The following is a 21,285-nucleotide window of genomic DNA, read 5'->3' on the forward strand; positions in this document are numbered from 1 at the left end:
CGGTATGAAATTTGTAAAAAATGATCAGACTGCTGTTTTCGCCCTCGGAGGTTTGGGCGAAATCGGTAAAAATACGTACGCGGTGCAATTCCAGGATGAAATTGTACTGATTGATGCGGGGATCAAGTTTCCCGAGGACGAACTGCTCGGAATTGACTACGTCATCCCTGATTATACGTATTTAGTCAAAAACGAAGATAAAATTAAAGGGCTTTTTATCACCCACGGGCACGAAGACCACATCGGCGGTATTCCATACCTGCTCAGACAAGTGAATATTCCTGTATACGGCGGAAAACTCGCGATCGGCTTACTTCGGAATAAACTTGAAGAGCATGGATTATTGAGACAGACGAAACTGAACATTATCGGCGAGGATGATATTGTAAAGTTCCGCAAAACGGCTGTGTCATTCTTCAGAACAACACACAGTATTCCGGATTCCTACGGCATTGTTGTAAAAACGCCGCCCGGAAACATTGTACATACTGGGGATTTCAAATTCGACTTTACTCCAGTCGGCGAGCCGGCAAACTTAACGAAAATGGCCGAAATCGGTAAAGAAGGCGTTTTGTGCCTTCTTTCAGACAGCACAAACAGTGAAAATCCGGAGTTTACCATGTCTGAGCGTCGTGTAGGAGAAAGCATTCATGACATTTTCCGCAAGGTGGACGGCCGAATTATCTTTGCTACATTTGCGTCGAATATTCACCGCTTGCAGCAGGTAATTGAAGCTGCTGTACAAAATGGAAGAAAAGTTGCCGTATTTGGACGCAGTATGGAATCGGCTATCGAAATTGGACAGACACTCGGTTATATTAACTGTCCTAAAAATACGTTTATTGAGCATAACGAAATCAATCGTATGCCTGCTAATAAAGTAACAATTTTATGTACAGGAAGCCAAGGGGAACCAATGGCGGCGTTATCAAGAATTGCAAACGGCACACACCGCCAAATTTCAATCAATCCTGGGGATACGGTCGTATTTTCTTCATCCCCTATCCCAGGCAACACAATCAGCGTGAGTCGAACAATCAACCAGCTGTATCGTGCGGGTGCTGAGGTTATTCACGGCCCTCTTAACGATATCCATACATCCGGTCACGGCGGACAGGAAGAACAGAAGCTGATGCTTCGTTTAATCAAGCCTAAATTCTTCATGCCGATTCACGGTGAGTACAGAATGCAAAAGATGCATGTCAAGCTTGCAACAGATTGTGGCATCCCAGAGGAAAACTGCTTTATCATGGATAATGGTGAAGTATTAGCGCTTAAAGGCGATGAGGCTTCAGTTGCAGGAAAAATCCCGTCCGGTTCAGTGTACATTGACGGAAGCGGTATCGGTGATATTGGCAATATCGTACTTCGTGATCGCAGAATTCTCTCTGAAGAAGGACTTGTCATCGTTGTTGTCAGCATTGACATGGACGACTTCAAGATTTCAGCGGGTCCAGATTTGATTTCCAGAGGATTTGTGTACATGAGAGAATCTGGCGACTTGATCAACGACGCTCAAGAGCTCATTTCAAATCACTTACAAAAAGTAATGGAACGAAAAACGACTCAATGGTCTGAAATCAAAAACGAGATTACAGACACTCTTGCGCCTTTCTTGTACGAAAAAACAAAGCGCCGTCCAATGATCCTGCCGATCATTATGGAGGTTTAAAAAAAGAGGCACTCCCTAAGGGAGTGCCTCTTTTTATTGCAGTGATATGTGTTGAAATGATTTTACATCGAATAATCCCGTAGTCGTCATTTTAATATCAGGAATGACAGGCAAAGCTAAAAACGACAATGTCAAAAATGGATTAAATCCGCCTGTGAAACCGATTAACGGCAATTTATCATGAAGCGTCAGCAAGCTTTGATTCACTTGCTCTGCAGATTGGTCGGATAATAACCCTGCAATCGGCAACGGTACTGAATGGAGCTCTTCCCCATTTTTTATAATCGTTAATCCTCCGCCAATTTCCTGCAGCTTATTAACTGCCGCCGCGATATCCTCATCATTCGTTCCGACAGCAATAATATTATGGGAGTCGTGTGAAATGGTTGTGGCAATCGCTCCGCTCTTGAATCCAAAACCTTTCACAACACCAAGTCCGGTTTCTTTTAATCCTTTATGCCGCTCGACAACTGCAATCTTTAACAAATCAAACTCAGTGTCAGGCTCAAATTCGCGGGCAACAGGAGCCGGAACTTGTACTAATCGTGTTTCAAGCTGATTTGGTATGATTTGAATGACATTGATTTGCTGCTCTGAATCGATTGGCATATGAAAATCCTGTTTGTTAAGAGGAGCAGCAAGCTTAACAGAATCAAGCAGTGCCTGATCTGGTGCTGCAGTTGAAGCATGATCCTGATAGACCGCTTTGCTGTCTTCAGCAACAGTCTGCCCTTTTACCATCGTCATTGTGACAGTGACATTTTCCAGATCAGATACAAAGAGCAAATCAGCGTCAAAACCCGGGGCAATCGCTCCCTTTGTATCTAATCCGTAGCATTCGGCCGCATTGAGGCTTCCTAATTGATAGGCTAAAAACGGATCAAGTCCGGCTTGAATCGCCATTTTCACCTGATGGTTTACACTTCCCTCTGACAATAAATCATCCACATGCTTATCATCCGTACAGAAAAAGAACCGGCGTGCGTTCTTTTCATTTACCGCCGGCAGCACATTGAGCGTGTTTTTGGCGACTGATCCTTCACGCATCATGACATACATGCCTCTTCTGATACGATCAAGGGCTTCTTCCTTCGATGTTACTTCATGGTCGTTTAAGACAAAGGCGGTTCTGTAAATGTTAATGAGGTCTGTTGATAAACCAGCTAAATGACCGTCTATCCGTTTTCCTGCCACACGGGCATCGAGCAGTTTCTGAACCATGTCTTCTTCAGCCTGCTGAACCGACACATAATCCATAACTTCAGCCAGCCCTAATACTTCTTCTTCTTCATAAAAAGGCTTGAGATCGGCAGCTTTGAGAATTGCGCCTGATCGCTCAAAACTTGCGGCAGGCACACTGGAAGGAAGCATAAAATGGATATTCAGCGGTGTATGCTGAGCTTGTTCAAGCATAAACACAATCCCTTTTTCACCAGACACATTCGCGATCTCATGCGGATCTGTAACAACCGTCGTCACGCCATGAGGCAACACTGCTTTAGCGAACTCAATCGGTGTAACCATTGACGACTCAATATGTACATGTCCATCAATAAAACCCGGAACAATCATTTGTCCCTCTGCATCAATGGTATTTTCACCTTCATACTCACCGAGGCCTACAATAACTCCATCTGTAATCGCAATATCTTCATATATCCATTCTTGATTATATACGTCCATGATTTTTCCGTTCCTAATGACGATATCAGCTTTTTGTCTTTTGGCTGAAGCATTCAGCCTATTGACTAGCGCTTCTTTATTCAAATAGGCCCCTCCTCTTTTTTATTATATGGTACAATATGCTATCGGAACGCCTGTGCTTAGTCAATGAAATTTTAAGAAATTGGCGCTCAGTTCATTAAAGTTGTTATATTCTGATAATACGAAAAACCGCCCTTTGAGGACGGCTTATTTGACTGCTATTTAGTATGAAGAACTCTTTTTTCAAAACGGGAGATGTCTGTAACTGATCCAATAACAATGAGTATATCTTCTTGGTGGATGACTTCGGTTGCAAGCGGTGATACGATGACTTCCTTGCCCCTTTTTATGGCTACGATATTAATACCGTATTTTGCGCGAATATCTAAATCGAGAAGTGTATTTCCAGCCAGGCGGCTGTTAGCTACGATTTCAACAAGACTATGCTCTTCAGACAGCTCCAAATAGTCAAGTACATTGTTGGACACGATATTATGCGCAATTCGTTTTGCCATATCGCGTTCTGGGTGGACGATGTGATCCGCGCCAATTTTAGACAGCACTTTTTCGTGATAATCGTTCTGCGCTTTAACTGTAATCGTATGGACGCCAAGTTCTTTCAGAATGAGTGTCGTTAAAATACTCGCTTGAATATTTTCCCCGATTGCTACAATAACGTGGTCAAAATTTCGCAGGCCTAAATTTTTCAGGACAGATTCGTCTGTCGAATCACCGATAACTGCGTGAGATGCAATCTTGGCATACTCGTTGACTTTATCTTCATCGATATCCATTGCCATAACCTCGACGCCTTCTTCGCTTAATGCTTTGCAAATACTGCCACCAAAACGGCCCAGCCCAATTACCGCAAATTCTTTTTTCATCGTGGTGCTCCTTTATATGACATGATATTGATCAAATTTTATCATATTCTTTTGTTACAGTGTTATCCTTTTGGCAGCGAATTCATATGCCGCTTGAGCTTTTCAGTAAACTCAGGCGACAAATACAGCTCCGCTCCGCGTTCGATTTCAATCTGATAGTGCTGAGGCGGGGCAATTTCCGCTTCTTTTTGGAGGACGAGAAAGGTTAAGCAGTCTTTGTAGTGCCTTCCGCCAGCTTCAACGTCTACAAATGCCGGCCGATACGTAAGAGATTCGACACCCTCCCTTTTATATAGATAGGAGAGAGCAGAATAAGGAATACGGTATAAAACGCCTTCTGTTGTTCCTCCGTCTTCCAACATGTCCGCTCTTGAACCGTCATCCCTTTTTAGCGTGAAGCGAGTTGTGTATCCTTTTAAAACACCTCTTCCTACTGGATCTTGAAAATAGTGATCGACTCCCGCTTTTTGAAAGCGGGCATTATCCATGCATGATCCGTAGGCAAAATAATAAATGGGATTTTTCGATTTGCTGATCATCTGATGTTCTTTCCAGTCGCCGCTGCTTATTTTCGTAAAACCGGCACACCCGTCTTTGTTCATAAAATAAATAAGCGCATTTTTAATCCCGACATCCGTTTCTACAAACACCGTTTGTTTATGATATCCTTGAAAAAATTGATCGAGCTTATGTATACACAATTCATCTGCTTCATATACTTCGCCGTATATATAGCCTTCACTATTTAAAACAGCTGTGGGCTCCTCTTTTGCAGCAAACAAACTTCCCTTTGTTCTCGCCTGCTCATTGATACATGCCGATTGTGCCAGCAAATGATGGTTTTTTTCATGCTTTCTTAATGTCCCGTATACAAACAGAAGCGAGTTCACTTTATTTTTCTCCTCTCAGCTGTCTGATTTTAAAGGCAAAACCACTTGAAAGACGCTGCCTTTTCCAGCTTCACTTTCGATTTTCAATTCCCCGTCATGTTCCTTCAGGATTCTCAAACAAATGGGAAGTCCCAGTCCAGTGCCCTTTTCTTTTGTTGAATAAAAAGGTTTGCCAATCTGCTTCAGCTTTTCCTGCGGCATGCCGTTTCCTTCATCCTTTACGCTTATCACTGCATGAGAGGCGGTTTTAGCAGTTGAAATGGTGACGACACCGCCCTTTGGCATTGCCTCAATTCCGTTTTTAATGATGTTGATAAAGACCTGCTTCAGCTGATTTTCGTCTCCATTAATCATACAGCCATCTGTCTCTTTGAAATTTTTCTCTATGACGATATTGGACAGAATGGCATTGGTATCAAGCAATGTCGTGACTTGTTTCAAGATCTCATTAAGCTGGTGTGTTTTAAATGTGATTGCCTGCGGTTTTGCAAGCAGCAGCAGCTCGCTGAGCACTAAATCGATTCTTTTAATCTCTGAAAAGATGATGTCAAAATAGTCTTTTCTGTCCGGATATTGTGTTTTCATAATCTGGAGGAAACCGCTGACAGATGTTAAAGGGTTTCTGACCTCATGAGCAATACCTGCGGCAAGTTCACTTGTGATTGATAGTTTCTGGGATTCCCTCGCCAGCCGTTCATTAATCTCAATGAGCTCATCTTCAGCCTCTTTCCGCTCAGTGATATCTGACATTGTACCCAGGCTGCCTGTAAATTGGTCATCCCGGTCATAGTAAAGTTTATAATGAACTTCTCCCCAAAAAATCGTGCCGTTCTTTGTCACGTATTTTGCCGTAAACATGCCAGAAGACGCTTTGTTTTGGATTTGGGTGTTAATGTGGTCGGCTACGTGCTTTTCTTTTATGAAGTAATCGTTATACATTGTTCCCATACATTCACTGATTGAAAACCCGGTTATAGATGCCCACGCTTGGTTTAAATATGTAATTTCGCCTTTTGCATTTGTTTGAAATACGATTTCCTGCAAATTATCCATGATGCGGTTTTTTTCTTCAGAAAGCTGTTTATACTTCCATTCGTTATCCTTCATTTTCTTAACCAGCTGCTGTTTCTCATCAATATAATAAGCCAACATCCAGACACTTACCAGCGTGACTGCAGTATACACAATATCAACAGGCCAATTAATCGGGTTTTTGCCTATAAAATAAAATAAATAATCCCAAAACATTATAAAAATCATTGCCAAAATGATGGAAATGATACGAGCTTGATATTTTCTCATATGACCACCTGCCGCTTGTGTTTCTCTACTTATTGTACCATTCTTCGACAAATAATTGAGTAAAATATGTAAAGTATCCCAAATCATTCATTACCAAATATCTTGATGTCTTATCTTAGGCGGCGGTAATCAAAAATTGGCACGCAAAAAAGGCGGAGATGATATCACTCCGCCTTTTTTAGCATAATTTTATTCTTTTAAAGCGGCTTGAATTTCTTCGAGAAGCAGCTGTGCACCCTCAGGGCTTAGCGTAATTTTACCGTTGCCGTATTCTTTATTTTCTGAAGTGATTTCTCCAGTCATTAAACAAACGCCATGAGGTTTGTACTTTTTCAAGATAATTTTATCTCCGTCAACAAAAAACTCAATGCTGTCTTTTATGGCAATATCCAATGCCCGTCTCAACTCAATCGGCATGACAATGCGGCCTAATTCATCTACTTTTCTCACAACACCTATTGATTTCATAAAAACCCTTCTTCCTTTAAATGTTTCTTTTCTCATGTAATGTTTTAAGGATGTACCTCAATATATCGTAGACGAATGAAACTTTGAAAAAGTTTCCCGCTTTCTATAAGAATTACAAGATATTTTTTCCATAAAACCGAAAAATGTATTACTTCTGTTACACAGTTCCTTGATTTTTTACAAAAACATTTCTTTACCGACGCACACCCCCAAAAATCGCAGTATTTCTGAGAAACTTTAAATGTAGAATCATATTAAATTAGGATAGAGATTGGGTGAAAACATGTTTCAATCAACTGAAATCGGGATTGACTTAGGAACAGCTAATATACTTGTTTACAGCAAAAATAAAGGGATTATCCTAAATGAACCATCTGTTGTCGCAGTGGATACGACGACAAAAGCAGTGCTTGCAATCGGAGCTGACGCGAAAAACATGATCGGTAAAACACCGGGAAAAATTGTCGCTGTCAGACCGATGAAAGATGGCGTGATCGCAGACTATGATATGACAACTGACCTGCTAAAGCACATTATGAAAAAAGCAGCAAAAAGCATCGGCATGTCGTTCAGAAAACCGAACGTAGTCGTTTGCACACCATCAGGCTCAACAGCAGTAGAACGCCGCGCCATCAGTGATGCGGTGAAAAATTGCGGCGCGAAAAACGTTCATTTAATCGAAGAGCCAGTTGCAGCCGCCATCGGAGCGGATTTACCGGTTGATGAGCCGGTTGCCAATGTGGTAGTAGATATCGGCGGAGGGACGACAGAGGTCGCTATTATTTCCTTCGGTGGCGTTGTTTCCTGCCATTCTATCAGGATCGGCGGAGACCAGCTTGATGAGGATATCGTTTCTTTCGTCCGTAAAAAATACAATTTGCTGATCGGCGAACGCACAGCTGAGCAGGTAAAAATGGAAATTGGCCATGCTCTGATTGAACATATACCAGAGGCAATGGAAATTCGGGGACGCGACCTCGTGACAGGTCTTCCAAAAACCATTATGCTTCAATCCAACGAAATTCAAGATGCAATGCGTGAATCCCTCCTGCATATTCTTGAAGCCATCAGAGCGACACTTGAGGACTGTCCGCCTGAATTGAGCGGAGATATTGTTGATCGCGGCGTTATTTTAACAGGCGGCGGTGCGCTCCTTAATGGAATTAAAGAATGGCTCGCAGAAGAGATTGTCGTGCCTGTACACGTGGCGCAAAACCCGCTTGAATCTGTAGCAATCGGCACAGGCCGTTCTTTAGAAGTGATTGATAAGCTGCAAAAGGCAATTAAATAGTCTTTACCCGCAAAATTCTCACACGCGGCAAATTTCTTGCTTCTTTTTTCCTCACTTCCTTCATATTGTGGGAAATGGAGAAACGTTAAGGAGGAAACAGATGCTAAGAGATTTAGGAAGAAGAGTAGCGATCGCAGCCATTTTAAGCGGAATTATTCTTGGAGGCATGAGCATTTCTTTGGCAAATATGCCCCATTCGCCTGCAGGCGGCACTGTAAAACTGAATCATCCATAATATTGAAAAACCCAAGACGTGTCGTTTTGGGTTTTTCACTTTGGGCTCCTTCTTTCCTTTATAGGATCATATTTGATATGATGAGAAAAAAGCTTGGAGGAATGATTCATGGATTCATTTTCACAGAAATTAAATACATATGCACAGCTGGCGGTAGAAGTCGGCGTTAATGTCCAAAAAGGCCAGTATGTAGTCGTAAATGCTTCAACAGACGTTCGGGATTTTGTCCGTTTAATTGTAAAACACGCATATGAAAAGGGCGCAAAAAACGTCACCGTGAATTGGCAGGATGACGAAGTAGCCAAATTAAAATACGAACTTGCGCCGTTTGAAGCATTTGAAGAATATCCTGAATGGGAAGCAAAAGGCAGAGAAGAGCTTGCCAAAAATGGAGCTGCTTTCATTTCTGTTGTGTCGTCAAACCCAGACTTGCTAAAAGGTATAGATTCCAAACGGATTGCGGCATTCCAAAAAGCAGCAGGCAAAGCATTACATACATACAGACAATATATTCAATCAGACAAAGTCAGCTGGACTGTCGTAGGTGCGGCATCAGCAGGCTGGGCTCACAAGGTGTTTCCTGGCAAATCAGAGGAGGAAGCGATCCACCTTCTGTGGGAAGAAATTTTTAAAGCGACGCGCGTAAATGAAGACAACCCGGTTCAGGCGTGGATCAATCATGACCAGAATCTTCATGAAAAAGTTGACCATTTGAACGAGAGACATTACGCTGCCTTACATTATCAAGCTGAAGGAACTGATTTAACAATTAAGCTGCCTAGGAAGCATGTTTGGGCAGGTGCGGGAAGCGTGAATGAAAGCGGCCATGAGTTTATGGCCAATATGCCGACAGAAGAAGTGTTCACGCTGCCGCAAAAAGACGGGGTTGACGGAGTGGTATCAAGCACAAAACCATTAAGCTACGGCGGAAATATTATTGAAAATTTCACCCTGACGTTTGAAAATGGCCGTATAGTCGACATTAAAGCTGAAAAAGGTGAGGATATTTTAAAAGAACTGGTGGAAACAGATGAAGGTTCTCACTATTTAGGTGAAGTGGCACTTGTTCCTTACGATTCACCTATATCACAATCAAACATTCTTTTCTATAACACGCTGTTTGATGAAAACGCGTCAAATCATTTGGCGATCGGAAGCGCCTATGCCTTTAATATTGAAGGCGGAAAGCAGATGTCTCGTGAAGAGCTTGTCAAAGAAGGCCTAAATGAAAGCATTACACACGTGGACTTTATGATCGGTTCTAAGGATATGAATATTGACGGAATTACGGCAGACGGGAAAAGAGAGCCTATCTTCAGAAACGGAAATTGGGCTTTTTAAGTAAATAAAAGGAGGCTTTTTCGCCTCCTTTTTTTATTTTTCTGCTTCATACATTTGCAGATTCGCATAAACGGTTTCTAATACTGGTGCAGCGAGAGATAAACGTTTTGCTTTTTCAAGCAAAAATCCATGCAGGTGGTCTCCTTCAGTCGTTTGGCCGTTTTCCATATCCCGAAGCATGGAGGACTTCATATGGTAAGACATGCTGGTCATCGTACGAAAGCTCTCTTCCTCAAGATCCGGATCAGCCGGAACACCTTCTTTTCGTAAAACAGCGCAAATTTCCCCAATAAGAGTTTGGGCCGTGTGACGTCCGGCTTCTGTGGCGAGGATTGGGCCAAGCGGTCGTTGAAATAACGTTGTGATCCCCGCTTGCGCTGCAATAAAGAGATACTTTTTCCAAATGTCCTTCTCGATATGCCCGCTAATGATGACTTCAGCCTTCACACCTGAAAATGCCTCTTCAAGCGCTCTTATCCGCTCCGTACGCTCGCCGTTCCATTCTCCAAATACAAAACGATGCGATGCGCTCGTATGATGAATTTCTCCTTTGTTGTCTAAAGCACTTTCTATAAAACACAGGCCGCCCAGCACCTGTTCTTTTGAAAATGCCGCAAATAGCTGCTCATAGTGGCGGTACCCATTTAAAAAAGGGATAATGACAGATTCCTGATGGATAAATGGTTTGACATCCTCTATCACTTGACCAAGCGAGTATGCTTTAGAAGCAATGATAACGACATCAAATTGCCCTGTTTCTCCGGCACTGATTAGTTCGGGCTGAAATGATACATTCCCTTTTTCACTATGGATGACAAGCCCGGTTTTTTTAAGCTGCTCAGCTCGTTTTTGGCGCACGAGAAATGTCACATCATTTCCTTTCTCCGAAAGCCGTCCGCCAATATACCCACCTACTCCACCTGCTCCGACAACCAAAAATTTCATGTTGTGATCTCCTTTCATATTTAGGTATCAAAAAAAGCAGAGAAATCTCTGCTTTTTTATTCCGCGTATAGTTCAGTCAATTTTTTCTGCACATCAGCATTTTCAAGGAACTCGTCATAGCTCATTTGCTTATCGACGATGCCGTTAGGTGTAATTTCTATAATTCTGTTGGCAATGGTCTGCACAAACTGATGGTCATGAGAAGTAAACAGCATAGCGCCTTTAAAGCTGATTAAGCCGTTATTGAGCGCTGTAATGGACTCCAGGTCTAAATGGTTAGTCGGCTCATCCAAAATTAAAATATTGGCGCCAGAAAGCATCGCTTTCGACAGCATACAGCGGACCTTTTCTCCCCCGGAAAGTACATTTGCTTTTTTGTGGACTTCTTCTCCAGAGAACAGCATGCGTCCTAAGAAACCGCGTAAAAAGCTCTCACTTTGGTCGTGCGGAGAATATTGGCGAAGCCAGTCTACAAGGTTCAGATCACTGCCTTCGAAATATTCGCTGTTGTCTTTTGGAAAATACGCTTGAGATGTGGTAACACCCCATTTAAACGTTCCGCTGTCAGCTTCCATTTCCCCGGAAATGATTTTAAACAGCGTAGTAACAGCAAGTTCGTTTCGGCCAGTGAAAGCAATTTTATCTTCTCGACTCATAATAAAGCTGACATTGTCAAGCACTTTTACGCCATCGATTGTTTTTGTTAAGCCTTCCACGCGAAGAACATCATTTCCGATTTCCCGTTCCGGCGTGAAGTTAACATAAGGATAGCGGCGGGAAGACGGTTTAATATCATCCAGCGTGATTTTTTCGAGAAGTTTCTTTCTTGATGTAGCCTGCTTAGATTTAGACGCATTGGCGCTGAATCTAGCGACAAACTCTTGAAGCTGTTTAATCTGCTCTTCTTTTTTCTTGTTCGCTTCTTGAGAAAGCTTTAACGCCAGCTGGCTTGACTCGTACCAGAAATCATAGTTTCCTACATAGATTTGAATTTTGTTAAAATCAAGGTCGGCAATGTGCGTACATACTTTATTTAAGAAGTGACGGTCATGGGATACGACAATAACTGTGTTTTCAAAGTTAATCAGAAACTCTTCAAGCCACTGGATTGCCTGAAGGTCCAAGTGGTTCGTCGGCTCATCGAGCAGCAGAACATCCGGCTTGCCGAATAATGCCTGTGCCAAGAGAACTTTTACCTTCTCCGAACCGCCGAGGTCTGCCATCTTTTTTGTGTGCAGATCTTCTGAGATACCAAGGCCTTTTAACAGGATCGCAGCTTCACTTTCCGCTTCCCAACCGTTCAGTTCCGCGAATTCACCTTCTAGCTCAGCAGCACGAATCCCATCCTCATCTGAGAAATCAGGCTTCATGTAAATAGCGTCTTTCTCCTGCATGACTTCATACAGGCGTTTGTGGCCCATAATGACCACTTTCAGCACTTCATACTCTTCGTACTCAAAATGGTTCTGCTTCAAGACGGCAAGACGCTCACCAGGACTCATATGCACGTCGCCTGTCTGAGGCTCGATTTCGCCTGACAGCACCTTTAGAAACGTTGATTTACCGGCACCGTTTGCACCAATTAACCCATAGCAGTTGCCTGGGGTAAATTTAATATTAACATCTTCAAATAACTTGCGATCCGCAAACCGCAAGCTTACATTATTTACAGCAATCATTTATTATCCTCCATCATGTCTATCATCAATAAAAGTATACCATGAAAGCAGGGCAAGAGAAATGATTCCCTGATAAAACAGAGAGAAAACACTTATACACCCAAACCAGCCAGCTGTGTTACAATTAAAGAGAGAGAATGCATCCGCTCGGAAAATTACACACTCTCATGGAGGAACACGTTGAGGCTTTTAACACTTACTGAATATTGCTTACTGATCTTTTTTACGGGCTTTTACCTTGCCGTAACAGGCTTTACCGCCAAAGATATCGGCTTATATATAGGCATAGCCCTTATTTACATATTTTCGCACATTTTTTCTAAACGGCTTTTAGAAAAGCGCGGAAAAGAGAACAAACAGGTTCACCTTTTCTTCAGTGTGCTAGCTATTATCGGTTCAGTGTTCATCACGGTTTTATGCATTGCATTGGTCGCTTCTTTTTCAAAATAAAAACGCCTGCTGTCCTAGGCCAGCAAGGCGTTTTTATTTTGTTTGACGCATTTCGTTAAACGGGAAAAAGACAAACTTCGATGTGCCGACAATTCGATCTTCCGCGATCAGTCCCAGCCCGTTTCGGCTGTCCATAGAATTCAGCCGGTTATCTCCCATGACAAAGTATTTGCCTTTCGGAACCTTAACCGGTCCAAAGTCTCCTGTCAGACTGACACCAAGTTTTTCTGCTTCCTTCTTGTTTTTAGACAAGTAAGGCTCGGCTACTTTTTTACCGTTTATATAAAGCGTGTCATCCTTCATTTGAACGGTTTCTCCAGGCTTTCCGATCAATCTTTTTACATAATGGATTTTAGAAGTTTCACCGTTGATAATAACGATATCTCCGCGCTTCAGCTCGCCGATATAGTTGACTGTTTTATTCACAAACAGCCTTTCTCCGTCATGTAATGTGGGATACATAGATGAACCTTCAACTAAATACGGTTCAAACAAAAAGTGACGGATCAGGAGAGCCAGCAGAACAGCGATGACAATCGCTTTACCCCATTCCAGGTACGTATTGGTTTTTTTCTTCGCCGTTTTCTCAGTATTCGTATTTTTTTCCTCGGTCAAAGTGTTTCCTCCTAGACAATTGCTATGTCAGTTGTTTCTCTTCTTTTACTTTATCATAAAAAAGAATAAAATACATAACTTAACCGCGCTCCCTGCCGGCCGGATAAGAAAAAGCGTCCTTTCGAACCAAGGACGCTTTTTTTCTTATTTTTCTGTAACAGGTTTTTTGACGATACCGAGGATAATTGCCATCACGACAGCACCGATCACGATACTTAAAAGGTAAAGCATCGGATGGTTTGTAATGAAAGCTACGAATACTCCTCCATGAGGCGCCGGAAGCGTTACTCGGAAGAATTCAGTTAATCCGCCGGCAACAGCTGCACCGACTACAGCAGCTGGTATGACGCGAAGCGGATCAGCCGCAGCAAATGGGATCGCTCCCTCTGTTACGAAAGCAGCTCCCATGAAATAGCATGTAATACCAGCTTCACGGTCACGCTGAGTGAATTTGTTTCTGAAAATGGTTGTTGCAAGTGCGATACCAAGCGGAGGAACCATACCGCCGGCCATGATTGCTGCATGAGGCGCATAGTTGCCTGCATCGATCATGGCGATACCGAACGTAAAGGCTGCTTTATTAAGCGGGCCACCCATATCGATCGCCATCATGCCGCCCAAGATAATACCCATTAACACAAGGTTTCCAGTACCAAGGCTTTCAAGCCAGTTTGTTAAGAAATTCATAAAAGCTGCTACAGGTGTATTGACGACAAATTGCATTAATACACCAGTGATAAAAATACCGAACAGCGGGTAAATCAAAACAGGTTTTAATCCATCAAGTGACTGAGGGATAAACGTAAATACTTTTTTCAGTAAAATCACGACATAACCGGCAAGGAATCCGGCAATTAAGCCGCCTAAGAATCCAGCATTCGCTTGAGTTGCCATAAATCCGCCGACCATACCAGGCGCAAAACCAGGACGATCTGCAATACTCATCGCAATGAAACCGGCCAGAACTGCAACAATCAGTTTTAATGCATTGTCGCCGCCGATAAAGTTTAATGCTGCTGCAAACGTGTTGTAGCTAGGATCATTCGGATCAGCAGAGTGAATTCCCCAGAAGAATGAAATCGCAACGAGAATACCGCCGCCGACTACGAACGGAAGCATGTTGCTGACACCGCTCATCAGGTGCTTATAAAACGTGTTTCCGATACCGCTTCCAGACTTGCCTTTCGCTTCTTCATCATCGTTTGAAGCTGCTGAACCGCCGCCGCTGCCTTGATAAATCGGCGCATCTTGATTCATCGCTTTTTCGATAAGCTCTTGCGGACGTCTGATACCCGCCGTTACAGGAACTTGAAGTACGCGCTTGCCTTTAAAACGTTCCATTTCAACCTGCTTGTCCGCTGCGACAATGATTGCAGGTGCATCTTCGATTTCTTGGGCAGTGAGCTTGTGCTTAATGCCGCTTGACCCATTTGTTTCGACCTTAATTTCCACACCAAGCTCTTTCGCTTTTTCTTTAAGGGCATCCGCAGCCATGAATGTATGGGCAATACCTGTCGGGCATGCAGTAACCGCTAAAATTTTTCCTTTTCCGGCAGGTGCTGGTGCCGCTTCTTCTTCTTCCTCTTCGTCATCATCTTTATCGTGCTGATTAATAATGTCGATGATGGCATCTTCAGACTCAGCTTCAAGGAGCTGCTTACGGATTTCTTCACGCATTAACAGCGTTGAAAGTCTTGACAATGCTTCAAGGTGAGTGTTGTTTGCGCCTTCAGTCGCCGCAATCATGAACACTAAGTGAGCCGGCTGGCCGTCTAATGATTCATAATCGACGCCGTCTTTTGAACGTCCGAACGCGATCGCCGGGTTGATAACGCTTGCCGTTTTCGCATGGGGGATAGCGATTCCTTCACCGATACCCGTGGAGCTTTGGCTTTCGCGATTTAAAATGGCTTCTTTATAGGCTTGTCGGTCATTTAACTTTCCAGCCTTATCAAGAACAGTGACCATTTCGTCAATAACATTTTCTTTTTCTTTGCTCTCAATATTAAGCTTTATCGTATGCTTCGTTAAAAGCTCAGTTATTTTCACTTGTGTTTCCTCCTCTATAGACGTGTGACCTTAACTTCAGGAAGAAGCTGCTGGACAAATTCTTCTGTTCCAAGTTCTTCAGAGAACGCGGTAGCACTGCCTGAAGTAACTCCTAAGCGGAATGCTTCTTCAAGCGGCAACTGTTTGGAAATTCCGGCAAGGAAACCTGCAACAACGGAATCCCCTGCTCCGACTGAGTTTACCAATTTCCCCTTTGGCACGTTAGCAAAATAAACAGCTTCGTTCGTAAACAGAAGCGCTCCGTCTCCGGCCATTGATACGATTACATGTTCAGCGCCTTGTTCTACAAGCTTTTTCCCATAAGGAACGGCTTCCTCAACAGATGTAATGGCCGTGCCGAACATTTCTCCAAGCTCATGATGATTTGGCTTCATCAAAAATGGTTTCATTTCTGTTGCTTTCAAAAGAGCCTCGCCTGAGATATCCAGAACAACTCGTGCGTTCTGCTGTTTGCAGGCCTCTGCGATTTTTTCATAAGTATCGTGAGGGAGTGAAGATGGAATGCTTCCTGCAAGAACGACGATATCTCCCTCTTGCAAAGATTGGAACTGTTCTAAAAAGGCTTTGAAATCTTCATCCGAAATTGTCGGTCCCTGCCCGTTAATTTCAGTTTCATCACCCGTTTTCAGCTTTACATTGATACGGGTATCCCCTTTTACTTCAGAAAAAGCTGTTTCCAGGTTTTCTTCCCGTAAAAATGTTTTGATATATTCTCCGGTAAATCCGCCGACGAATCCGAGCGCTTTAGACGCCACATGGTGTCTTTTCAGCAGTCTCGATACGTTGATGCCTTTGCCCCCTGGATACTTGGTATCATACGAAGAACGGTTCAGGCCTCCTACAGTAAAATCTTCAACGTGAACAATATAATCGACAGATGGATTAAGTGTTACAGTGTAAATCATGGTTTCACTACCTTTACGACAGTTTTTTCTTGGTAATTATCGAATGTAAGCTCTTCAGCGTCAGTCGTAATGATTGTTGCGTCGCCTATTCCGGCGAATGCCGAAAATGAAATTTCTCCGAACTTCGAAGGGTCTGCTAAGACGTATGCGTGTTTTGCCTGTTTGATCGCTTTCTGTTTTAAAAGGGCCTCATCAGGGTCCGGCGTTGTGAATCCAGCCTCTGTATGGACACCGTTTGTCCCCAGAAAACTCTTGTCAAATCTGTACTGGTCCATGGCAATCAATGAAGCGCCTCCAATAATCGCGCCCGTTCTGTGCTTTACGTATCCTCCAAGCAGATAAAAAGAAATTTCTTTCCTTATTAATGCATCGATATGCATTACCCCGTTTGTGACAACGACAATATCTTTGGTTTTATCCATAAAATCAATCATGTGCAATGTCGTCGTGCCTGCATCAAGGTAAATGCAATCCCCTTCTTCTAAAAGAGAAGCTGCTTTTTCAGCAATCTTCAATTTATCGTGAAGGTTTTTGGATGATTTTTCAAGCATATCGGGTTCAAGTCTGATATCGGAAAGCTTGGCCGCTCCACCATGAACGCGCTTTAAAAAACCGCGTTCTTCAAGTGTCGATAAATCTCTTCTGATTGTTGATTCAGAAGCATTAGTCAGATTTATAAGCTCTTGAATCTTTACCACATCATGCTTTTCTATTTGATCAATAATCAATTGATGCCGTTCAGGAGTTAGCATGCTTCACCTCCTAATGAAAACGTATTCATTTTGAATACAATTTCATTGTAAACGCTATTTTCGGTTTAGGCAACTAAAATCATTCAAATTCATTCAATAACTATCAAAATCTTTCACGTTTCTCCATATTAACGTATGTCTATAGGGTTTGTAAACTGTAAATTCGACAAAAATAAGGACAATTGTACGACATTTTCTTCTTATTTTAATGAAAAAAGTCTTTTATATTCATAGTAGAAATCACTAAACATAAAAAAACCTCATGCATGTTGCATGAGGCTACTCATAACGCAGCGCTTCAATGGGATCAAGCTTTGCGGCTTTATTTGCAGGAAGCATGCCGAAAATAACACCAATGAGCATACTGAACAGCACGCCCCCGCATACAACCTGCCAGGATATGAGTGACGGCCAGCCCGCAATGGCTGAAACAAGCGCGGCCCCTCCGTATCCAATACCAATCCCGACCAGACCGCCAATCAGCGTCAATACGACTGATTCAATTAAAAACTGAGTCAGAATCTGTCCCCTCGTCGCACCAAGTGATTTTCTGATTCCGATTTCCCGCGTCCGTTCTGTGACTGATACGAGCATAATATTCATGACACCGATTCCGCCGACCAAAAGGGAAATACCTGCAATTGAGCCGATAATCGTCGTCATAATTGCAGTTACTTTGCCAATTCCGGCCGCAATCTCTTCCATGTTCATCACTTGATACGAATCCTCTGTGCCATGATTGTCATTTACCAGCTGTGCCGCTTCTTTTCCAGCCGATTTTATGTCGTCTGCTGATTCGACCTGCAATGATACGTTACTGAAATCACTTGTGCCAAAAGAGGATTTCATCATATTAAATGGCACATACATTTCACTTAAACCGAAAGAAAGCAAGCCTGTTTCTTTTTTCAGCACGCCGATAATTTCAACGGGCTGTCCGTTTATCCAGACAACTTCACCTAAAGGAGAGGTTTTATCGAACAGTTCTTCAGCCATCTTTTGAGAGATGATTCCGGCTCTATTCCCCGCAAGAAAGTCATTGTCGGTAAATGTTCTGCCGCTTTCGATTTCTAAAGAATTGACATTCATGTATCCATCATTTATTCCGTTAACCGTAGCATCGGTTTCTTCTTCGTGATAACGCGCTTTCATACTTTCAGAAGTCGAAGCAACGACTTGTTTAATGCCTTCTATTCCTTTTAAACCTTTAATATCGTTTTCTGTAAACGTAGATTCAGCTGCGGCGTTCGGGTTGCTTGCAAGCTCCTCGTCGCTAGGCATATAGTACAGCTCCACAGTATTTCCCGGGCCGCTGATCGACTGCTTCAGCATTTGCTCGCCGCCCTGTCCTACCGCAACGACAACAATGACAGAGCCTACACCAATGATAATGCCGAGCATCGTTAAGATCGAACGCATTTTATGGGCAAGGACAGAGCTTAGAGCCATTCTGATGTTTTCCAACAGGCTCATTCTCCCACACTCCTTTGTCCGGAGCTGGCAGGAACAATGTTTCCGTCACGCACCATGATTATCCGATTCGTGCAATCTGCTACTTCAGACTCGTGAGTAACCAGAACGATTGTCGTTCCCTCGGCATTTAATGCTGTAAACTGATCCATAATCGCCTCGCTTGTTTTCGTATCCAGGGCGCCGGTCGGTTCATCAGCTAAAATCAATTTCGGCTCATTCACGATCGCCCTCGCAATCGCCACCCGCTGCTTCTGCCCGCCCGACAGCTCGTTGGGCATGTGGAGCATTCGATCGGCTAACCCGACCTTTTCCAATGCTCTCTCAGCCCGCTCTTGACGTTCCTTTTTGCCTATCCCGGAATAAATCATCGGCAGCTCGACATTTTTTTTTGCGTTCAGCCGCGGAAGAAGCTGAAATTGCTGAAATACAAAACCGATGGACCGGTTACGGACTGCCGCCAGTTCTTTATCTTTATATGAAGAAATGTCTTCGCCGTCCAATTGATATGTACCGGAAGTCGGCCGATCAAGACAGCCGATAATATTCATGATCGTCGATTTTCCTGATCCTGACGGCCCCATAATCGAGACATATTCACCTTGATGAATGTCCAAATCAATAGAATGGAGAACATCAAACGTTTCCTTTCCGATCTGGTAGCTTTTTCGCACATTAGAAAGCTGAATCATTTAGGATTTCACTTCCATTCCGTCAGTCACCTGATCAGATGGATTCAAAATGACTTGATCATCTTGGGTAAGCCCCTCTTTAATTTCTGTCAGGTCATCTGTCACTTCGCCGATTTTGACATCAATTCGCTTTGCTTTTCCGTCTTTTACTGTATACACATAATATTGGTCATCTTCTTTTTTGACTGCCTTTGAAGGAAGCGTATTTGCTTTCCGTTTATCTGTTTCAATATTCATGATAAATTTAAAGCCTGGCTTTCCTTCTGGAAGATTTCCTTTTATTTTCACTTGAAGCGGGTATTGGACCGCCTGTTCTGTTCCTTGTGCCGCAGCGCTCTCCTGCTGATCCGGAACAAGCCCGACTGCGGAAACCGTGCCTTTCCATGTTTTACCCTGTATTACATCTGAAGTGAGTGTGACCTTCTGGCCTTTTTTGACTTTCAATGTATCGTATTCAGACAATTTCCCTGAGACGACAAGGTCTTTTGGGTTGCCGATATGTATGACAGGCTCTTGAATATCTGACTTTTTGGATGCCGCCTCTTGGTTGACAGAAATAACGGTGCCTTCAATTTCGCTTTTCACTTCAAGATCTGATACCCGGTTGGCAAGTGACTGCCGCTGAAGCTCGGTTTGTTTTAATTCGATCTCCGCTGTTTTTTTCTGCATTTGAAGCTCTGTCCGTTCAGATTCGATTTGTTTTTCTGCTTCTTTCTTTCCTACCTGTTTTTCCAGTTCTCTTTCTTTGCTGTCTAAGGCTTTTAACTTTTCTTGAATTTGGTCAATTTGAAGCCGGTTGGATTCAGACGTTAACTGGTTCTGTTCTTTTTCCAGGCTCAGCTGCTCATTTGTATAGGTGACTAAAGGCGTGCCCTTTTTAACTTTATCGCCTTCCTTAACTTTAATGTCTTCTAATGTCCCTTTATCCGCTTCATAAAAGACATACTGTTCATTTGAAAATTTTAGCGTGCCAGGAACCATAACCGTTGATGAGATTTCATTTTCTTCAACGCTCCCCGTCTGTATCTCCTTGCCGGCGCTGCCGCTTGTTGGAGCGGCAGACCGATATATATTGATTCCAACAAAAAGAGCGACTATAACTGCGATTCCAATTCCGATCCAGACTTTTTTCATGAGCTTATGCACCCGCCACAGAATTGATTAAACCTGAAAAAAGCGAAAATACAACTAAAATTCCGAATAGAATGATTGCTGAAATCCACCCGGCTTTTTTGGAGATGCCTCCCGTTTTGTGAAGTCCGATTGCTAATAATACAAAGCTCCAGATGCTGAAAATTTCAAAGGTATTTAACACGCTGGCAAGAGCCCCGTCAGATGGGATAATCCCTGCCAGTGACGTCGTGCTGTAAAGAGGATTCACGTCAGTCGTAAAAGCAACGATTCCATTAACCAATAATCCGAGACTGCTAATCAAAGAGACAAACAGACCGAGAGAAAGCATTTTTTTATATGTCGTAACTCCGCCTGATATTTTTACACAGAGCCAATAAATAAGAGGGGCAATAAATAATGCTGCGATACCGCCGATAATAGCGCCTGCCATTCCGCCAAATTTGGTTATTGTTGCGACAGTTTCCATTTGTTCAGCAGATAGCCCTTGCGTATCCTGGCTTTTCAAAAGCTCACTATAATCCGTACCGAGTGATTGCAGCACGGCACCGACGATGATAATTGTTGCAACAATCAAAAGCGGTCCCCATACAGCCGGCCTTTCTCTTATTCTTTCAAATTGAACGGACGGACTTGTGATTACTCCGAAAAGTGAAGGCTTTTCAGTCGCTGTTCCGCTGTTTTTTTCTACATTCGTTTCCATTTCAAAACCTCCTTGAGAATATCTAACAAATAGTACGGGAAGGATATCAAAAAGTTTCATGTTTTTCTAATAAATTTCCAAAAGCC

20 protein-coding genes are annotated in these 21,285 nt (G+C 43.0%); 5 read left to right on the plus strand and 15 right to left on the minus strand.

All coding sequences use genetic code 11. The features are described 5' to 3' along the window. Positions 1–4: 4 nt before the first annotated feature. Positions 5–1,672, plus strand: a complete 1,668-nt coding sequence (rnjA, locus tag BGM23_RS14220) for a ribonuclease J1 (RefSeq protein WP_003245660.1) — start codon at positions 5–7, stop codon at positions 1,670–1,672. 33 nt (positions 1,673–1,705) lie between these two features. Here rnjA and ade read toward each other — a convergent pair whose 3' ends face one another. The 5 genes from ade to abhA all read right to left on the minus strand — a co-directional run bounded on the left by ade (position 1,706) and on the right by abhA (position 6,920). Then, the gene (ade, locus tag BGM23_RS14225) at positions 1,706–3,439 is read right to left on the minus strand and encodes an adenine deaminase (RefSeq protein ID WP_032721495.1); all 1,734 of its coding nucleotides are present in this window, start codon (positions 3,437–3,439) and stop codon (positions 1,706–1,708) included. 155 nt (positions 3,440–3,594) lie between these two features. Continuing rightward, positions 3,595–4,260, minus strand: a complete 666-nt coding sequence (gene ktrC, locus BGM23_RS14230; RefSeq protein WP_003222311.1) for a Ktr system potassium transporter KtrC — start codon at positions 4,258–4,260, stop codon at positions 3,595–3,597. Positions 4,261–4,322: 62 nt separating this feature from the next. Next, positions 4,323–5,150, minus strand: a complete 828-nt coding sequence (locus BGM23_RS14235) for a gamma-glutamylcyclotransferase family protein (protein ID WP_003232330.1) — start codon at positions 5,148–5,150, stop codon at positions 4,323–4,325. 15 nt (positions 5,151–5,165) lie between these two features. Next, positions 5,166–6,452, minus strand: a complete 1,287-nt coding sequence (gene kinC / locus BGM23_RS14240) for a two-component sensor histidine kinase KinC (RefSeq protein ID WP_003232333.1) — start codon at positions 6,450–6,452, stop codon at positions 5,166–5,168. Between the two features lie 189 nt (positions 6,453–6,641). Further along, on the minus strand, positions 6,642–6,920 hold the full coding sequence (abhA, locus tag BGM23_RS14245) for a transcriptional regulator AbhA (RefSeq protein WP_003244728.1): 279 nt from the start codon (positions 6,918–6,920) through the stop codon (positions 6,642–6,644). Positions 6,921–7,203: 283 nt separating this feature from the next. Between abhA and mreBH the strand changes: the two genes are divergently transcribed. The 3 genes from mreBH to BGM23_RS14260 all read left to right on the plus strand — a co-directional run bounded on the left by mreBH (position 7,204) and on the right by BGM23_RS14260 (position 9,787). Next, entirely contained in the window at positions 7,204–8,211 is a 1,008-nt protein-coding gene (gene mreBH, locus BGM23_RS14250) for a cell shape-determining protein MreBH (RefSeq protein WP_029727190.1), read from the plus strand. Positions 8,212–8,311: 100 nt separating this feature from the next. Then, positions 8,312–8,446, plus strand: coding sequence for a protein YkpC (locus BGM23_RS14255; protein WP_003238865.1), 135 nt, complete (start codon positions 8,312–8,314; stop codon positions 8,444–8,446). Positions 8,447–8,554: 108 nt separating this feature from the next. Then, a complete protein-coding gene (locus tag BGM23_RS14260; protein WP_003232341.1) occupies positions 8,555–9,787 on the plus strand; it encodes an aminopeptidase in 1,233 nt (410 codons plus the stop codon). A 33-nt stretch (positions 9,788–9,820) separates the two neighbouring features. Here the strand turns inward: BGM23_RS14260 and BGM23_RS14265 are convergent, their stop codons facing one another. After that, positions 9,821–10,732: a ketopantoate reductase family protein gene (locus BGM23_RS14265; RefSeq protein ID WP_038427635.1), complete on the minus strand. Its 912-nt coding sequence runs from the start codon at positions 10,730–10,732 to the stop codon at positions 9,821–9,823. 56 nt (positions 10,733–10,788) lie between these two features. Then, complete coding sequence (locus BGM23_RS14270; RefSeq protein WP_029725931.1) at positions 10,789–12,411, minus strand: ABC-F family ATP-binding cassette domain-containing protein; 1,623 nt, start codon at positions 12,409–12,411, stop codon at positions 10,789–10,791. Between the two features lie 180 nt (positions 12,412–12,591). Here BGM23_RS14270 and BGM23_RS14275 point away from each other — a divergent pair, with 180 nt between their 5' ends. Further along, positions 12,592–12,861, plus strand: a complete 270-nt coding sequence (locus tag BGM23_RS14275) for a hypothetical protein (protein WP_003232345.1) — start codon at positions 12,592–12,594, stop codon at positions 12,859–12,861. 33 nt (positions 12,862–12,894) lie between these two features. On the opposite strand, the gene sipT is transcribed toward BGM23_RS14275, so the two are convergent. From sipT to yknW, 8 genes are all read right to left on the minus strand, one after another. Further along, positions 12,895–13,476 carry a signal peptidase I sipT gene (gene sipT / locus BGM23_RS14280; protein WP_003232348.1) on the minus strand — a complete coding sequence of 194 codons (582 nt, stop codon included), beginning with the start codon at positions 13,474–13,476 and terminating at the stop codon, positions 12,895–12,897. A 144-nt stretch (positions 13,477–13,620) separates the two neighbouring features. Then, a complete protein-coding gene (locus BGM23_RS14285; protein WP_029317743.1) occupies positions 13,621–15,525 on the minus strand; it encodes a PTS fructose transporter subunit IIABC in 1,905 nt (634 codons plus the stop codon). Positions 15,526–15,539: 14 nt separating this feature from the next. After that, positions 15,540–16,451, minus strand: a complete 912-nt coding sequence (gene pfkB / locus BGM23_RS14290; protein WP_003244923.1) for a 1-phosphofructokinase — start codon at positions 16,449–16,451, stop codon at positions 15,540–15,542. Next, positions 16,448–17,203, minus strand: a complete 756-nt coding sequence (locus BGM23_RS14295) for a DeoR/GlpR family DNA-binding transcription regulator (protein WP_014476685.1) — start codon at positions 17,201–17,203, stop codon at positions 16,448–16,450. Before BGM23_RS14295 ends, pfkB begins: the two co-directional genes overlap by 4 nt. Before the next feature lie 279 nt (positions 17,204–17,482). Then, positions 17,483–18,676 (minus strand): sporulation-delaying-protein transporter subunit SkiZ, encoded by a 1,194-nt coding sequence (gene skiZ, locus BGM23_RS14300; RefSeq protein WP_015252177.1) that lies wholly within the window; start codon positions 18,674–18,676, stop codon positions 17,483–17,485. After that, on the minus strand, positions 18,673–19,365 hold the full coding sequence (yknY, locus tag BGM23_RS14305; RefSeq protein ID WP_029725930.1) for an ABC transporter ATP-binding protein YknY: 693 nt from the start codon (positions 19,363–19,365) through the stop codon (positions 18,673–18,675). Before yknY ends, skiZ begins: the two co-directional genes overlap by 4 nt. Then, positions 19,366–20,499: an efflux RND transporter periplasmic adaptor subunit gene (locus tag BGM23_RS14310; protein WP_029725929.1), complete on the minus strand. Its 1,134-nt coding sequence runs from the start codon at positions 20,497–20,499 to the stop codon at positions 19,366–19,368. A gap of 4 nt (positions 20,500–20,503) precedes the next feature. Continuing rightward, complete coding sequence (gene yknW / locus BGM23_RS14315; RefSeq protein ID WP_029725928.1) at positions 20,504–21,199, minus strand: YknW family membrane protein; 696 nt, start codon at positions 21,197–21,199, stop codon at positions 20,504–20,506. Positions 21,200–21,285 lie beyond the last annotated feature (86 nt).

Source organism: Bacillus sp. FJAT-14266, from assembly GCF_001719225.1.
Lineage (GTDB): Bacteria > Bacillota > Bacilli > Bacillales > Bacillaceae > Bacillus > Bacillus subtilis.

Coding starts and splice junctions, on each gene's coding strand:
- rnjA (WP_003245660.1), top strand. CDS start 5: ATGAAATTTGTAAAAAATGATCAGACTGCTGTTTTCGCCCTCGGAGGT.
- ktrC (WP_003222311.1), bottom strand. CDS start 4,260: ATGAAAAAAGAATTTGCGGTAATTGGGCTGGGCCGTTTTGGTGGCAGT.
- kinC (WP_003232333.1), bottom strand. CDS start 6,452: ATGAGAAAATATCAAGCTCGTATCATTTCCATCATTTTGGCAATGATT.
- abhA (WP_003244728.1), bottom strand. CDS start 6,920: ATGAAATCAATAGGTGTTGTGAGAAAAGTAGATGAATTAGGCCGCATT.
- mreBH (WP_029727190.1), top strand. CDS start 7,204: ATGTTTCAATCAACTGAAATCGGGATTGACTTAGGAACAGCTAATATA.
- BGM23_RS14255 (WP_003238865.1), top strand. CDS start 8,312: ATGCTAAGAGATTTAGGAAGAAGAGTAGCGATCGCAGCCATTTTAAGC.
- BGM23_RS14260 (WP_003232341.1), top strand. CDS start 8,555: ATGGATTCATTTTCACAGAAATTAAATACATATGCACAGCTGGCGGTA.
- BGM23_RS14265 (WP_038427635.1), bottom strand. CDS start 10,732: ATGAAATTTTTGGTTGTCGGAGCAGGTGGAGTAGGTGGGTATATTGGC.
- BGM23_RS14270 (WP_029725931.1), bottom strand. CDS start 12,411: ATGATTGCTGTAAATAATGTAAGCTTGCGGTTTGCGGATCGCAAGTTA.
- pfkB (WP_003244923.1), bottom strand. CDS start 16,451: ATGATTTACACTGTAACACTTAATCCATCTGTCGATTATATTGTTCAC.
- BGM23_RS14295 (WP_014476685.1), bottom strand. CDS start 17,203: ATGCTAACTCCTGAACGGCATCAATTGATTATTGATCAAATAGAAAAG.
- skiZ (WP_015252177.1), bottom strand. CDS start 18,676: ATGAGCCTGTTGGAAAACATCAGAATGGCTCTAAGCTCTGTCCTTGCC.
- yknY (WP_029725930.1), bottom strand. CDS start 19,365: ATGATTCAGCTTTCTAATGTGCGAAAAAGCTACCAGATCGGAAAGGAA.
- BGM23_RS14310 (WP_029725929.1), bottom strand. CDS start 20,499: ATGAAAAAAGTCTGGATCGGAATTGGAATCGCAGTTATAGTCGCTCTT.
- yknW (WP_029725928.1), bottom strand. CDS start 21,199: ATGGAAACGAATGTAGAAAAAAACAGCGGAACAGCGACTGAAAAGCCT.